The organism is Bradyrhizobium commune (assembly GCF_015624505.1).
In the GTDB taxonomy this organism is placed as follows: Bacteria; Pseudomonadota; Alphaproteobacteria; order Rhizobiales; family Xanthobacteraceae; genus Bradyrhizobium; species Bradyrhizobium commune.
Map to the genome: position 1 here is coordinate 3309154 of NZ_CP061379.1, position 15506 is coordinate 3324659.

Consider the following 15506-nt stretch of genomic DNA (forward strand, 5'->3'; position numbering starts at 1 on the left):
CTTCGCATCATTGCGTCTCCAACGCGAAAATGCCCGCGCCGTAGGGCGCGGGCATTGGGATCGGGGTATCGCTGAAACTAGTTGCGGACGGTGATGCAGGAAATGTCGGCACGCTTCAGGGCGCGGCAGACGGCTTCGGCCTGATCCCGCTCGAGCCCGGCGAAGCGGGCGCGGTAGAGCTTGCGATTGTCCTTGGCGACGACCGGCTCGGTGAACGGATCGGCCTTGCTGAGCAGGCCGCGGGCCGAGCTGCGCGCGGCGTCGATGCGCTGCTGGGCTTCGCTCTCGCTCTCGAGGGCGCCGACCTGGACGATCCAGCCGCTATGGGTGACGACCGGCTTGGTCGTGGCGCTCATCTGGATCGGCTGCGGTGTCGGATCGGCCGAGGCAAGCTTGGCGGTGGCGACCGGTGCGGGCGCGGCGGCGGTTGCCGCCGGCAGCACGCCGAGCACGCCGTTACCGGAGCCGAAGCCCGCAGGCTGCCGAGGCAGCTCGGTGCGGGCGATCTCGGCCCTCGGCGCTTCCGGCTGGCTGACGACCTCGGGCTTGTTGATGAGGTCCGCCCGGGCGACGACAGCGCCAGATGTCTCGGCGACATCGGAGCGGGACGAGATCGTGTTGGTGACTTGCGGCGCGACCTGCGTCGGGGCGGCAGAGGCGACCTTCACCGCTCCAGCCTTGACCTGAACCGTCTTGACCCGCACCGGCTTCATCGGTTCTGACGAGCCCGGAATGAGGGAGAGCGGCTGGCTCGAGATCACGCCATTGGTCAGCGGCGCGGGCTCGATCTTGGACTCGGTCGGCTTGGCCTCGGGCTTGGGTTGCGCCGGCGGCATCGCGGCGGTTGCGGCCGCAAGCGCCGACAGGCGCGAAGTCGGACGCGGTGCCGCGGCGTCAGGAGCAGGCACGGCTGCCGCCTGCAGAGCGGGCCGAGCCGGGGTATCCGATGCATCGGCCACGTCGGTGTTGGCGTCGGCGCCGTTGCGCTCGGTCACTGAGGTAACGGTGTGCGTGGTCGCGCCCTTCTCGAGATTCTCCGCGAGCAGGTTGCGCATGATGGCGTCGCGCGAGCCGCCGCTGCGGCCGCCAAGCACCACGCCGATCAGATGGCGGTTGCCGCGGCGCATCGAGGTTACGAGGTTGAAGCCGGAGGCGCGAGTATAGCCGGTTTTGATGCCGTCAACGCCCTCGACGCTGCCGAGCAGGTGATTGTGGTTGCGGATCGACTGTCCGCGCCAGTTGAACGTAGTGGTCGAGAAATAGCGATAGTAGCGCGGGAAGCGCTCCTGGATGGCGCGGCCGAGCGTGGCCTGGTCGCGCGCGGTTGTAACCTGCTCGTCGTTGGGAAGGCCGTTGGCGTTGCGGTACACCGTCTTGGACATGCCGAGCGCGCGCGCCTTGCGCGTCATCATCTGGGCGAAATCGTCTTCGTCGCCGCCGATCGCTTCCGCGATCACCACGGCTGCGTCGTTGGCCGAGCGGGTGACGAGACCCTTGATCGCGTCCTCGACGCGAATGGTCTGACCGGCGCGCAGGTTCAACTTGGTCGGATCCTGATCGGCGGCGTGTTGCGAGACCGGCATTTCGGTATCGAGCTTCATCTTGCCGGACTCAAGGCGCTCGAACAGCAGATAGAGCGTCATGATCTTGGTCAGCGAAGCCGGATGGCGGAGCCCGTCCGGGCTGGTCGACTGGAGCACCGCGCCGGAATTGCCGTCGACGATGATGGAGGCGAATTGCGGGCTGTAGCTCTCGGAGACGTCGCGTTGCACCCGGTGGTGCGCGTAGTGGCGCCGATAGCGCCGTGCCTCGGCGGCGTCGGTGGTGACGATGACGGCTGTGGTGACCGCAAGCAGCCCGAAGACGCCAACCCGCGCCAAGCGCGAGGAAGACCAGTTATTACGAAGCATGGAACCCCGTCCCCGTTTCTGACTTGATCACCGGCTCGTGAGGCGAAATTGTGCCCTGCGGACCCGGGATCATTACCTGCTCAGGCTGTCCCTCCGCTGGTGCTCACTGGCGGGGAACGTTGGGCCTGAGCCGCTTTTCTGGCTAAGGTGATGTTCTCAAATGGCTTTTGACCATCTGCGGAAGGCGAACACGTCCAGGGAATCAGGGTAGGGGCCCGCGGTTTCCAAAAGCTTAAGGAACCCTTGCGGGAAAGCCCGGGAATCTCCGCGATCTGTATCTATTTTTGTGCGCCGCACAAGATTCTTGACTTTTTTGTGCGTTGCACTAATTGTGGGCAGAGTCAGGGAGCCGGGGCTTCCGGACGAAAGCCAGGGAAAAAGGATTCCGAAATGTTCAAGGTTGAAGACTTTCAGAACTACGGGAAAGAGCAGTTTGAGACGTGCGTCGCCTCCGCGACCTCGGTGCAGCACGGCCTCCAGGCGATTGCCAGCGCCTATGGCGACTACACCAAGAAGTCGTTCGAAGACACCAAGTCCTTCGTCGAGAAGCTTTCCGGCGTGAAGTCGCTGGACAAGGCGATGGAAGCGCAGACCGAATTCGCGCGTTCCGCCTACGAGACCTTCGTTGCGGAATCGCAGAAGATCGCCGGCCTCTACAGCGACCTCGCCAAGCAGGCGTTCAAGCCGGTCGAGACCGTCGTGTCGAAGTTCACCCCGGCCGCTCACTAAATCTTCTGGAAGTCCTGGAATCGAAAGCCCGGCTGACCAGCCGGGCTTTTTCGTTTCCGTGCGATGGCTCCGTCAGCGCGCCACGCGCAACTTCGACAGCGAGGTGCCGATGTCCTTGAACACCGAGACGGTCTGGCTCGCCAACGTCACCAGATAGAACTTGTCGGTGCTGCTCGCGCAATATTGCAGCACGCTCGAGGTCGGATCCGAGCCCGTGTTCACCTGCACCGTATAGATCGTGATGTTCGCCGCCTTGGCGTTGTCGCACAGCTTCTTCTGCCGCGCGTCGATCTGGGACGCATTGCTGTACCAGCGGTTCTGCGTGTTGAGGCCGTCGGAGAGCAGGACGATTGCATCCTTGTAGGTATAATTGGTGTCCTTGGCCGGCGCGTTCATGGGGTCGCCGGTCGACAATGTCATCCAGCCCCAGGCAAGACCAATGCCCTGGTTGGTATTGCCGGTCGGCTTCATGGCGTCGATCCGGCTCTTGAGCGAGGTCCAGTCGTAGCTCAGCGGCATGATCGGCTGCAAATAGGCGGAGCTCGCGGTGTTGCAGTAGGAATATTGCTCGGCCGGGAAAAGCGTCGAAGAATTGCCGTTCGTCGGCGTCGTGTTCTTGGTGTCGTAGTCCTGTTCGCGGTCGACGACGCAACCGGTCCAGGTGTTGTGATTGGCAGCCGTCCAGGTCTTGCCGTTGCTCACGCAAGACGACTGAGACGTATAACTCGATTTGCTGCAGCTGCCGTTGGCGGCATCCCAGTCCGAGAAGTCCATCCAGGACTGGCTGTAATTGCTGGCGCCGACATTGACGTCCTTGGCGAACGGCACGATCGAGATGTAGACGTCGCCGTCAGTCTTGGCGAGCGCGCTGAGCTGGTCGACCAGGTTCTTCGCAGCCGTCTGCATCGCCGATATCTTGCCGTTGTCGGCCATCGATCCCGTGTTGTCGAGCACCATGGCCACGCGCATGCGCACCAATCCCCAGGCGCTGGTCGATGAGGTGCTAATGTCGAGCGTCGGGAAGCCGACGATCTTCATGAAGGTGGTGGTGAAGTTGCCGTCGCCGTTCACCTGGATGGTCGAGCCCATGGACGTGCTCGCAGTGTAGCTCGCGGTGACCGTGACGTTCGGCAGCGCAGAGGTGTCGGTGAACAACGCATTGAAGTAGGCCGTGGCCTTGGCGCTGATCTGCGATGTGGTGATGGTGCCGGACGACAGGTCCTTGGACAGCATCAGCGCTGTTGAGTCGAGCGCCGCCTGCATCGAGGTGCGAGCCTGGACGGCGCGGCTGTAATCGACTGCCGCACCGACGAAGCCCAGCACTGGAACGAGCGCGATGGCGAAGATCATGGCAATATTGCCTTGCTCGGCCCCGGCGAAACGGGCGAGCTGCCGTCCAATGCGGCTGACAATTGGCAGGCGAAACATGACGGTCCCCGGGCTCTGTGGCTTTGCCCGATTTCGCGCCAAATCGTTCAACAACGTGTAAATTGCCCCGTAGAAAGCCGGGGCTATCGGCGCGCCGAACCGTCGCTGTGGTGTTTACGACAGGTTCCTGGTCAACAGATTCTAAACGGCTAGGGTGGAAGTTTTTGTCAAATCGGTTCGGATTGATTAACCTTGGTCAGGATCGCCCGGACCGGGAATCGGGACCGCTGCGGCCGCACCGGCTGGACCTTTGCACGCTTGCGGCGAGCCGGGGGTGGGCCCATATTCCTCACAATCGATCCGGACCGGACCGGTTGGAAGCGGCGATCCAGCAAGGCGGCGCGCCTGTGCGAGGCTCCCTAGTGCGGGGCCGCGCGGCGGACCGTTATTCGCTTCCGTGGGGAATTTGAACGCCTGAGCCATGCTGCAACTGACTTCCAGACAAGACATGTTCGCGGCCGCGGCCGCCCACGCTCCCCGGATGAGCAACGACGAGAACCGTTCCGGTAGCCCGACCGGTCCGAACACATCTGTGATCACCAAGGTCAAACCGAAGACCAAGCGGCCGAACCTCTATCGTGTGCTGATCCTGAACGACGACTACACGCCGATGGAATTCGTCGTCCACGTGCTGGAGAAGTTCTTCCAGAAGGATGTCGAGGCCGCGACCAAGATCATGCTGCATGTCCATCATCACGGTATCGGGGAGTGCGGCGTCTTCACCTACGAGATCGCCGAGACCAAGGTGACGCAGGTGATGGATTTCGCCCGCAAGCACCAGCACCCGCTGCAATGCGTGATGGAAAAGAAGTAACCGCCCGTTCGAATCCCGAGTTTCTCCAGATGGGTTCTGTTCGTGCGGTGTGTGACGTCAGCGCACCCTGTTGCGCGCGGCGGCAACAGCGCCGGCGCCGATCCTGCCCAAATGGGTAGTTCTGCCCAAATCGGAACGGGTTTTGCATCGAGCATGCGGTGGGCGCGTAATGTCCATCGAGTCGCGGAACCGGTCTTTCGCCGCGATCTTGTATAACTATATGTGACAAAGGTTGTTGTTGCCTGACCGGGCGATGGCGATCATGATGGTGGGGGCCATAGAGGACGCGAATGCCGACTTTTTCCCAAAGCCTTGAACAATCCCTGCATCGTGCGCTGGCGATCGCAAACGAGCGTCATCACCAATACGCGACGCTCGAGCATCTCCTGCTCTCCTTGATCGACGATTCCGATGCAGCCGCGGTGATGCGCGCCTGTAGCGTCGATCTCGACAAGCTCCGCACGAGCCTCGTCAATTATCTTGAGACCGAATTCGAAAATCTGGTGACGGACGGCGCAGACGACGCCAAGCCGACCGCCGGTTTTCAGCGCGTGATCCAGCGCGCGGTGATCCACGTGCAATCCTCCGGCCGCGAAGAGGTGACCGGCGCCAACGTGCTGATCGCGATCTTCGCCGAGCGCGAGAGCCATGCCGCGTATTTCCTGCAAGAGCAGGACATGACGCGCTATGACGCGGTCAACTACATCAGCCACGGCATCGCCAAGAGGCCCGGCGTCTCCGAAGCGCGGCCGGTGCGCGGCGTCGACGAGGAGACCGAGACCAAGGGCAACGAGGACGCCAAGAAGAAGGGCGAAGCGCTCGAGACCTATTGCGTCAACCTCAACAAGAAGGCGCGCGACGGCAAGATCGATCCGGTGATCGGACGCAATTCCGAGATCAACCGTGCGATCCAGGTGTTGTGCCGTCGGCAGAAGAACAATCCGCTGTTCGTGGGCGAGGCCGGTGTCGGCAAGACCGCGATCGCGGAGGGCCTTGCCAAGCGCATCGTCGACAGCGAGGTGCCGGAAGTGCTGGCAGCCGCGACCGTGTTCTCGCTCGACATGGGCACGCTGCTCGCCGGCACGCGTTATCGCGGTGACTTCGAGGAGCGCCTGAAGCAGGTGCTGAAGGAGCTCGAGGCGCATCCCAACGCGATCCTGTTCATCGACGAGATCCACACCGTGATCGGTGCGGGCGCGACCTCGGGCGGCGCGATGGATGCCTCGAACCTGCTCAAGCCGGCGCTGGCCTCGGGCACCATCCGCTGCATGGGCTCGACCACCTACAAGGAATATCGCCAGCACTTCGAGAAGGACCGCGCGCTGGTGCGGCGCTTCCAGAAGATCGACATCAACGAGCCGACGGTCGAGGACGCGATCGCGATCCTGAAAGGTCTCAAGCCTTACTTCGAGGACTACCACCGGCTGAAATACACCAATGAGGCGATCGAGGCCGCCGTCCAGCTCTCCTCGCGCTACATCCACGACCGAAAGCTGCCCGACAAGGCGATCGACGTGATCGACGAGTCCGGTGCGGCGCAGATGCTGGTCGCCGAGAACAAGCGCAAGAAGACCATCGGCATCAAGGAGATCGAGACCACGATCGCCTCGATGGCGCGGATCCCGCCGAAGAGCGTGTCGAAGGACGATGCCGAGGTGCTCAAGCATCTCGAGCAGACGCTGAAGCGCACCGTGTTCGGCCAGGACAAGGCGATCGAGTCGCTTGCCGCCTCGATCAAGCTCGCACGCGCGGGCCTGCGCGAGCCGGAGAAGCCGATCGGCTGCTACCTGTTCTCCGGTCCAACCGGCGTCGGCAAGACCGAGGTCGCAAAGCAGCTCGCGGCGTCGCTTGGCGTCGAGCTGTTGCGCTTCGACATGTCCGAATACATGGAGCGGCACACCGTGTCGCGCCTGATCGGCGCGCCTCCCGGCTATGTCGGATTCGACCAGGGCGGCCTGCTCACGGACGGTGTCGACCAGCATCCGCATTGCGTGGTGCTGCTCGACGAAATCGAGAAGGCGCATCCCGACCTCTACAACGTCCTGCTCCAGATCATGGATCACGGCCGGCTCACCGACCACAACGGCAAGCAGGTCAACTTCCGCAACGTGATCCTGATCATGACCACGAATGCGGGTGCTTCGGACCTTGCCAAGCAGGCGTTCGGCTTCACGCGGTCGAAGCGGGAAGGCGACGACCACGAGGCGATCAACCGGCAGTTCGCGCCGGAGTTCCGCAACCGCCTCGATGCCATCGTCTCGTTCGGCCATCTCAGTGTCGAGGTGATCGGCACCGTGGTCGAGAAGTTCGTGCTTCAGCTCGAGGCGCAACTCGGCGATCGCGACGTCACCATCGAGCTGTCAGAGCCCGCCAAGGCCTGGCTGGTTCAGCACGGCTATGACGAGCAGATGGGCGCGCGTCCGATGGCCCGCGTCATCCAGGAGCACATCAAGAAGCCACTGGCCGACGAGGTGCTGTTCGGCAAGCTCAAGGGCGGCGGCCACGTTCGCGTCGTTCTGGTCAAGGACGAGGCCGACGAGACCAAGGACAAGATCGGCTTCGAATTCGTCGAGGGTCCGGTGACGCCGAAGCAGGAAAAGCTGCCGGGCGCCCGCAAGCGCCCGCCGGGCAAGCCCAACAAGCCGGGTGGCCCCGGCGGCTCGAAGGGGCCGACCTCGAAGGGCCCGCTGGTCAAGGCTTGATCGGCTGCGACATGAATCGAAAAGGCCGGCTCTCGAAGCCGGCCTTTTTGTTTGCGCCGATTTGCTTGCACCGATGTCAGGCCACGGAGCGCCGTCTTACGTTCCGGCTTCGGGCGCCTTCGGCGGCCGCGGCTTCTTTGCAGGACGCGGTGCGACATGCGGCGCGGACGGCTGCATCGTCACGATGACCGGATTCGGCTTGTGATCGGTTGCCGCACCGGTCGCGGCGTCGACGCCCATGCCGACGACTCCGCCGAGCAGGAGATTGCCCGCAAAGCCGGCGGCGCCGGCGGTCGGGATGTCCCGGCTGAGCGGAACGACCTGCGGCTCATAGCCCTCCTTCTGGAAGGTGATGGAGATGTCCGCGTTGCGCTTGACCACTACGGAGCATGGCGTCGTGCAGGTGGTCGGAACCTCCATTCCGCTGACGACGGCCTCTACGCCTGATGGTGTCGATGAAATGCTGATGTTCTCGGTGGTGCCGCGCGTGACCGACGCGCAGCCGCCCAGCATGACGCTGAGCGCCACGATTCCCAATGAACGCATGAATAAATTGCCCCTTGTCCCGCCACAAGTGAAGCGCAACTGGAGCGCGAGCGCAATACTTCTCGGGGGGAGTGGTAAAACTACGGATTGTATAAGTCCGGGCGTGGGCCCTCAGTCGCCCCGCAGCCGCTGGTCGTCCTGGACGCGGACTTGCTCGGCGCCACGCGCGCCTGCGGGTGACAGCCGCAGCATGCTGAGCATCGCACCGCAGAGCGCGAAGCCGACGCCAGTGAGGAGCGCGATCCGGGTTCCGTCGATCGGATAGCGGCCGAGGAACAGCGCCACCAACGCCGCGCCCGTGGTCTGGCCGAGCAGGCGCGCCGTGCCCAGCATGCCGCTGGCGCCACCGGAGCGCTCGCGCGGCGCGGCCGCGATCATAGTGCGGTTGTTGGGCGTCTGGAACAGGCCGAAGCCGGCGCCGGCCAGCGCCATCCGCCAGACCACGTCGAGCGGCGTTGGGACCGCAGGCAGGAAGGCGAGCGCACCGAGACCACAGGCGAACAGCGTGAGCCCGATGCCGCCGAGCAGGCCAGCCGGATAATGCTCGACCAGCCGGCCTGCCAGCGGCGCGGCGCAGGCCACCGCGATCGGCCACGGCGTGATCAGAAGGCCCATGTGAACGGCCGAATAGCCGAACCGGCTCTGGAGGTAGAAGGGGATCGCGACGAAGGCCAGCATCTGGCCGCAGAACGAGGCGATCGAGGTCGCAATCGACAGCCCGAACACCGGGATGCGCAGCAGGTCGACCGGCAGGAGCGGCGACGTCATGTGGGTTTCGCGATAGACCAGCAGGGCGCCTGCAATGATCGCGATGGTGAACTGGACCAGGCATGTGATGGTTGCCTCGCCGTGCCCGCTGTCGATCGCGGCGATGCCGACGCCGAAGGTGATCGCCGACAGACCCGCGCTTTGCCAGTCGAAGGAATGGCTCGCGGGTGTCGTATGCGGCAGGCTGCGCCAGCCGAGCGCCAGCGTCGCCACACCGAGCGGGACGTTGATGGCGAACAGCCAGGGCCAGCTTCCGACCGCAAGGATGCCGGCGGCGATCGTCGGCCCGACCGCGGCGGAAAAGGCCACAACCAGCGCGTTGATACCGATGCCGCGACCGAGCAGGCTGCGCGGATAGGTGAAGCGCACCAGCGCCGAGTTGACGCTCATGATCCCGGCGGCGCCAAAACCTTGAATGATGCGCGCGAAGGTGAGTAGCGGCAGCGTATGCGCCAGCGCGCAGAAGGCGGATGCGAGCGTGAACAGCGCGAGCCCGACCAGATAGACCCGGCGATAGCCGACGATCTCACCCAGCGACGCCAGCGGCAGCAGTGAGATCGTGATCGCGAGCTGGTAGCCGTTGACGATCCAGATCGAGAAGGCGGGGCTCGCGTTCAGGTCAGCCGCGATCGTCGGCAGTGCCACGTTGGCGATGGCGCTGTCGACGACAGCCATGGTGATACCGAGCGCAATGGTCAGGATCGCCTGGTTGCGCTGCGGTTGCGGCAGGCCGTCGGCATGCTCGATTGGGGCGGGCGACATGAGGGAGGCGTGCTTGATTCGAGCCGTGGTTGACCTCCGGATTAGGAAATTGCGAGATGCGTCGCAACCCGGCAAGGTACGGACGGTTCCTGTCCCGGGAGCGGGTCTCCCGGCGCTGTGGGCATGGATCGGGGCTGCTCCGACAAAAAACGCGAAAACAACCCCATGCACAGTAGAAATGATTGGCAAAATCTGAATTCGGGAAGGCAGAAATATTCATTGACCTGTCGGGCAAAACAGCGGCAGAATGCCAAGGTGGTGATGGCTGGGCGCGGCGTGCGCGAGCTTCGTGCTAATCCCCGCTAGGAGCGGCGCGCTTACACTGGCGGCGGATTGCGGTCGGTGAAAGTCGTGCGCTGGTGCCAATAGGGATAGGGCAGCGTCACCTTGCTCGCGGCGTCGAGCTTTGCGATCTGGTCCTTGGTCAAGGACCAGCCGACCGCGCCGAGGTTTTCGCGCAACTGAGCCTCGTTACGTGCGCCGATGATCAGCGTCGAGACTGTCGGGCGCTGCAGCAGCCAGTTCAGCGCGATCTGCGAGACGCTCTTGCCCGTCTCCTTGGCGACCTCGTCGATTGCCTCGACAACGCGATAGAGGTGCTCGTCGGGCACGGGCGGCCCAAAATCGGCGGTCTTGGGCAGGCGGCTGACCTCGGGCTTCGGCTGACCGCGGCGGATTTTTCCGGTAAGGCGGCCCCAGCCGAGCGGCGACCACACCACCGCGCCGAGCCCCTGGTCGAGGCCGAGCGGCATCAGCTCCCATTCGTAATCGCGCCCGATCAATGAATAATAGGTTTGGTTGGCGACGTAGCGCGGGAAGCCGTGCTTGTCGGCGACGCCGAGCGACTTCATCAGGTGCCAGCCCGAAAAGTTCGACACGCCGACATAGCGGATCTTGCCGGCGCGCACGAGCACGTCGAGCGTGGAAAGCACTTCCTCGGGCGGAGTGAAGGCGTCAAAACCATGGAGCTGGAACAGGTCGATGTAGTCGGTGCCCAGCCGGCTCAGCGAACCATCGATGGCGGCGAGCAGATGCTGCCGCGACGAACCGACGTCGTTGGGCCCATCGCCGAAGCGGAATGTCGCCTTGGTCGAAACCAGCACCTTGTCGCGGCGGCCCTTGATGGCCTCGCCCAGAACGCGCTCGGATTCGCCGAGCGAATAGACGTCGGCGGTATCGAACATTGACACGCCGGCCTCGAGGCAGATATCGAGCAGCCGTCGCGCTTCGGTCGCATCCGTCGTGCCCCATGCCGCGAGGCGGCCCACGCCGCCGAATGTGCCGGTGCCAAGGCTCAACGCGGGTACCATGAGGCCGGACCGGCCCAAGCGTCGGTATTCCATCGATATGCTCCTCGGCTGGCCGCTGATTGATCCCTGCGGCCTTGGTGCTGAGGCTAGCTCAAGCCTGCACTGCGTACCATTGTGCGCGCACATGGCGGCTCTGCTTGCAAGGCTCGGATATGCTACGCGACGCTGGTCGTTTGCAGATTGGCTGCCGAAATCTTCGCGCGCAGCCACGCTTCGAACGCAGCGACGTGGCTGCGGCCCTTCGCTTCGGCAGAGCGCACGAGATAATAGGACACCGTCTCAACCTCGAATTTGGGCTGGCGGAACGGCGCGACCAGCGTGCCCTTGTCCAGCTCCTCGGCGGCCAGGATCTCGCTCTCCAGGACGACGCCGAGACCTTCGACAGCCGCATCGATGGCCATGGTGGATCGGTCGAACCACAATTCGTGACGCGGCTTGATGTTCGATCCAGTGACCTTGCGCAAATAGTCGGTCCAGGTCAGCGCGTTCGAGGAGTGGATCAACGTGGCGCGGGCGAGATCGCCGGGCTCGTGCAGTCCGAGCTGCTCGATCAGCCGCGGACTGCATAGCGGACGCAGGCGCTCCGCCAGGAGTGGCTCGATCTGCCGCCCGTTCAGGACGGGAGGACGTCCATAGGCAATGGCGAGATCGAAGCGGATGGTTTCGAGATCGCGCAGATCAGCGATGGTCGACAGCCGGATTCCGATGTCCTGGTGCTGGCCGATGAAGTCGCCGATCCGCGGTTGAAGCCATTTGGCACCGAAGCTCGGGCCGCTCGCGATGAAGAGATGATCGCGCTGCGACTGCGGCGCCACCAGCCGCGTCGCACCCATGATCGTGCCGAACGCGCGCTCGATCTCGCCGGCATAGAGCCGGCCGGCATTGGTGAGCACCGCGCGGCCGGCATGCCGCGAGAAGACGCGGACGCCAAGAAAATCCTCGAGCTTCTGGATCTGGTGGCTGATTGCCGAAGGCGTGACCCCAAGCTCCTCGGCGGCGCGGCTGAAGCTGCCGTGGCGGGAGGCCGCCTCGAACGCCGACAGCGCCTTGAGCGGCGGCATGCGCGGCCGCTCTGTTGACTCCACTTCATCGGCTGCTGAGTTTTTTGAACTGGCGCCCATCATGCCTGCCCGGTACGAATTTCCCTGTTGCACTGGCAAGTTTCGTACCGCGAACGCCCTGACGCAACAGCTTCGTGCCCGAAACCCGACCCGAGACCGGCGAGCGGAAACCGCATCGCCGCGCCGCGCAGCCGTGCGGCGGATGCCGCTTGCCCGAGGAGACGACATGACTTCAGCGCTGAAACAGGCCGCCGACGAATTTTTGGTCCGATATGGCGGAGACGTGTTCCCGAACCTCTTCACCTCGGCAAAGGGGACCATCGTCACCGACAGCGACGGGCGCGACTATCTCGATTTCACGTCGGGGCAGATGTGCGCCACCATCGGCCACAACCATCCGGCGATCGTCGCGGCTGTGGAGCGAGCGGGCAAGAAGGCGTTCCATCTCTTCAGCGGCATGATCCCCGAGGTGGTGGCCGAACTCGCTCAGGTGCTGGCCAAGGACTGGCTGCCCGGCGACCTCAAGCGCTCGATCTTCATCAACACCGGTTCGGAAGCGACCGAAGTCGCGCTCCGGATGGCCAAGATGTACACCGGCGGTTACGAGGTGCTCGTCCTCGGCGGCTCCTGGCACGGCATCACCGGCGGTGCCGCCTCGGTCTCGATGGCGAGCGATCGCAAGGGCTATGGCGTACCGCCGCCCGGCGTATTCGTCATCCCCGAGCCGAACGCCTACCGGCCTTACATCGCGAAGGGCAGCGAAGAGGAATCCGCGCTCGCCAATCTCGAGCTTGCGCTGAAAATGTTCGACATGCAGTCGAGCGGGCGGGGCGCGGCGATCATCGCCGAGCCCGTGATCAGCGCGGGCGGCGTGCTGGTACCGCCGAAGGCGTTCATGGAAGCGCTGCGCAAGGCGGCCGACGAGCGCGGCATGCTGCTGATCTTCGACGAGGCCCAGACGGCGTTCGGGCGTATCGGCAAGAAGACCGGATCGGAATATTTCGGCGTTGTCCCCGACATCATGACCATGTCGAAGACGCTGGGGGGCGGGCTGCCGCTTGCCGCTGTCTCGACCACCGAAGCAATCGAGAGCAAGCTCCACGACGATCACTTCACCTATTACACCAGCCACGTTTCCGATCCCTTGCTTGCCGAGGTCGGGCTCGCGGTGCTGCGTGTGATTTCGGAAGAGAAGCTCGTCGAGCGCGCCAATATCATGGGCGCCTATCTGCGCGGCCGCTTCGAAGGCCTCCAGCAGAAATACGAGCAGATCGGCGACATCAGGGGCATGGGCCTTCTGCTCGGCGTCGAACTCGTCACCGATCGCAACAGCCGGCGTGCGGCCCATCAGCTCGGTGGGCTGACCACGAAAAAGTGCTTCGAGCACGGGTTGAGCATGAACATCCGCCGCCGTCCCGAGCGCGGATCGGTCTGGCGAATCGCGCCGCCGCTCACCGTCTCGACAGATGAGATCGACCGCGCCGTCGAGATCCTGGATCGCTCGTTGCGGGAAAGCCTCGACGAGCTGTCGCGAAACCCCGCCGCCTAGCAACGATCCGGAGGCTGACATGATCCGCAGAGATTCGTTCACGTTCGCCGTCGCCGTCATTTCGCTTGCGCTGCTGGACGGTCCAGCAGCGCAGGCCGGAAGTCAGACCCTCGACAAGATCAGGGAGACCGGAAAGATCACCTTCGGCTACCGGGAGGCCTCGATCCCGTTCGCCTATCTCGGGACCGATCAGAAGCCGACCGGGCTCTCGCTCGACCTCTGTTCTGCGGTGGCCGCCAAGATCAGGGTTGCGTTGCGGCGACCGGAGCTCGGGATCGACTATGTGCCGGTGAATGCGTCCAATCGCATTCCGTTGCTTCAGAACGGCGCCATCGACGTCGAGTGCGGCAGCACGACCAACACCGCCGAGCGGCAGAAGCAGGTCTCGTTTTCCGTTGCGACCTACGTGGCGTCGCCGCGCTGGCTGGTGTCCGCTGCGTCAGGAGTTACGGAGCCCAAAGGACTCGACGGCCAGACCGTCGTCATCACCCAGGGCTCGCTGAACTTCGCGGTCGCCAAGAAGGTTCTCGATGATCAGAAGCTCAACGTGACGTTCGTTCAGGCCAAGGACCACGCCGAGTCGCTGCTGATGCTGGGAACGGGTCGCGCCGCCGCGTGGTTCGAGGACGATATCCTGATCGCTGGCCTCGTCGCGAACGCGTCCGATCCCAGGGCGTTCCGGATGCTGGCGGCGACCTATGCGCCGTCTTATTACGGGCTGATGACTCGCAGAGAAGATCCGGAATTCAAGGCCCTGGTCGATGCCGCGATCAGGGAGAAAATGGCTTCCGGCGAATTTGGTAAGCTCTATGCGAAATGGTTCGAGGCGCCGATTCCGCCGAAAGGACAGAACCTCCAGCTTCCCATGAGCGAAGCGATGATGGCGCGTGTCGCATCTCCAAGCGATGCGCTGGCGCCCTAGTGCCGCAACTGGCCTTGTCGGAAATCGCGCGGCGACATCCCGAAATGCTCGCGGAAGACCCGGCCGAAATGCGAGAGGTCGTTGAAGCCCCAGGCAAAGGCGATCTCGCTGATATGGCGGTGGGCGAGCAGGGGCGAGGCGAGGTCGCGCCGGCATTGGGCGAGACGTTCGGCAAGGACATGGCGCTGGAACGAGGTGTCCTCGTCGGCGAGCAGATCATTGACATAGCGTGGCGAAATGCCGAGTGCGGCGGCGGTCTCCGGCAGCGACAGGTCGGGATCGGCGAGGTGACTGCGGATGTGGGCCTTCAGCCGGTACAGCAGGGCGGAGCGGTGGGTCGAGGACGGCAGCGACGTCTGGCCGAGCCGCTCGCTCAGCGCCATCGCCAGCAGATCGACGGCCTGCTCTGACAGGGCAGCGGCATTGTTCGGCGCAAGCCGGTCCGCGCTCTGGCAGAGCTTGAAGATGAAATCATAGGCGAGCCGTTCGAGCGGCGCGTCGGCGCCGAACGAGATCGCAGTCAGCGTCTCGGTGCGGCCGAGCCGCCGCTGCAACATCTCCCGCGGCACCTTGAAGATGGTCTGCGTAAAACTGTCGTTGAACTTCAGCTCATAGGGACGCGTGGTGTCGTAGAGCGCGAACTCGCCGGGATGGATCACGGTCTCGCGGCCGTCCTGCACCACGCCGCCGTCGCCGCGATTGCCGAGCGCAATGAGAACAAAATCCTGATCCGAGCGCGCGATGCGCGAGGGCGTGCGGAACACGTGCTGGCGGTCGGAGCTGACGTCCGAGCAGATCGCCTTGCCGAGAGCGGCCTGCGTGACCGAGCCGTGAAAGGCGCTGCCGAGGTCGGACTTGCAGTCGAGCCCGACGAAGACGTCGCAAACGATGTCCTGCCAGAGCGCAAGCCGCCGGTAGCCGGGGCTGCCGTCCGTCGTGAACTGGATTGGCATCTGGCAACCCTCCCTTTCACATCCAGCGAAATCGCATGTCGGCGCAGATCCG

Annotated in this window: 12 protein-coding genes; 5 read left to right on the forward strand and 7 right to left on the reverse strand. The window is 64.1% G+C overall.

The genetic code is table 11. The annotated features are described in order from the left end of the window. Positions 1-77 precede the first annotated feature (77 nt). Positions 78-1910 carry a D-alanyl-D-alanine carboxypeptidase gene (locus tag IC761_RS15505; protein ID WP_195804063.1) on the reverse strand — a complete coding sequence of 611 codons (1833 nt, stop codon included), beginning with the start codon at positions 1908-1910 and terminating at the stop codon, positions 78-80. A 390-nt stretch (positions 1911-2300) separates the two neighbouring features. On the opposite strand from IC761_RS15505, the gene IC761_RS15510 reads away from it, so the two are divergent. Continuing rightward, a complete protein-coding gene (locus IC761_RS15510; RefSeq protein WP_195804064.1) occupies positions 2301-2639 on the forward strand; it encodes a phasin family protein in 339 nt (112 codons plus the stop codon). 72 nt (positions 2640-2711) lie between these two features. Here the strand turns inward: IC761_RS15510 and IC761_RS15515 are convergent, their stop codons facing one another. Next, on the reverse strand, positions 2712-4067 hold the full coding sequence (locus tag IC761_RS15515; protein WP_195804065.1) for a vWA domain-containing protein: 1356 nt from the start codon (positions 4065-4067) through the stop codon (positions 2712-2714). Positions 4068-4548: 481 nt separating this feature from the next. Between IC761_RS15515 and clpS the strand changes: the two genes are divergently transcribed. After that, positions 4549-4881: an ATP-dependent Clp protease adapter ClpS gene (gene clpS, locus IC761_RS15520; RefSeq protein ID WP_027548135.1), complete on the forward strand. Its 333-nt coding sequence runs from the start codon at positions 4549-4551 to the stop codon at positions 4879-4881. 290 nt (positions 4882-5171) lie between these two features. Continuing rightward, entirely contained in the window at positions 5172-7583 is a 2412-nt protein-coding gene (clpA, locus tag IC761_RS15525) for an ATP-dependent Clp protease ATP-binding subunit ClpA (RefSeq protein ID WP_195804066.1), read from the forward strand. A gap of 96 nt (positions 7584-7679) precedes the next feature. Here clpA and IC761_RS15530 read toward each other — a convergent pair whose 3' ends face one another. The 4 genes from IC761_RS15530 to IC761_RS15545 all read right to left on the reverse strand — a co-directional run bounded on the left by IC761_RS15530 (position 7680) and on the right by IC761_RS15545 (position 12030). Then, complete coding sequence (locus IC761_RS15530) at positions 7680-8129, reverse strand: PEGA domain-containing protein (RefSeq protein ID WP_195804067.1); 450 nt, start codon at positions 8127-8129, stop codon at positions 7680-7682. Between the two features lie 111 nt (positions 8130-8240). Continuing rightward, the gene (locus tag IC761_RS15535; protein ID WP_195804068.1) at positions 8241-9659 is read right to left on the reverse strand and encodes an MFS transporter; all 1419 of its coding nucleotides are present in this window, start codon (positions 9657-9659) and stop codon (positions 8241-8243) included. A 317-nt stretch (positions 9660-9976) separates the two neighbouring features. Next, on the reverse strand, positions 9977-11002 hold the full coding sequence (locus tag IC761_RS15540) for an aldo/keto reductase (RefSeq protein WP_195804069.1): 1026 nt from the start codon (positions 11000-11002) through the stop codon (positions 9977-9979). Between the two features lie 122 nt (positions 11003-11124). After that, positions 11125-12030 carry a LysR substrate-binding domain-containing protein gene (locus IC761_RS15545; RefSeq protein WP_195804070.1) on the reverse strand — a complete coding sequence of 302 codons (906 nt, stop codon included), beginning with the start codon at positions 12028-12030 and terminating at the stop codon, positions 11125-11127. A 226-nt stretch (positions 12031-12256) separates the two neighbouring features. On the opposite strand from IC761_RS15545, the gene IC761_RS15550 reads away from it, so the two are divergent. After that, on the forward strand, positions 12257-13579 hold the full coding sequence (locus IC761_RS15550; protein WP_195804071.1) for an aspartate aminotransferase family protein: 1323 nt from the start codon (positions 12257-12259) through the stop codon (positions 13577-13579). 19 nt (positions 13580-13598) lie between these two features. Next, positions 13599-14501, forward strand: coding sequence for an amino acid ABC transporter substrate-binding protein (locus IC761_RS15555; RefSeq protein ID WP_195804072.1), 903 nt, complete (start codon positions 13599-13601; stop codon positions 14499-14501). Here IC761_RS15555 and IC761_RS15560 read toward each other — a convergent pair. After that, positions 14498-15454 carry an AraC-like ligand-binding domain-containing protein gene (locus IC761_RS15560; protein ID WP_195804073.1) on the reverse strand — a complete coding sequence of 319 codons (957 nt, stop codon included), beginning with the start codon at positions 15452-15454 and terminating at the stop codon, positions 14498-14500. The genes IC761_RS15555 and IC761_RS15560 overlap by 4 nt on opposite strands. Positions 15455-15506 lie beyond the last annotated feature (52 nt).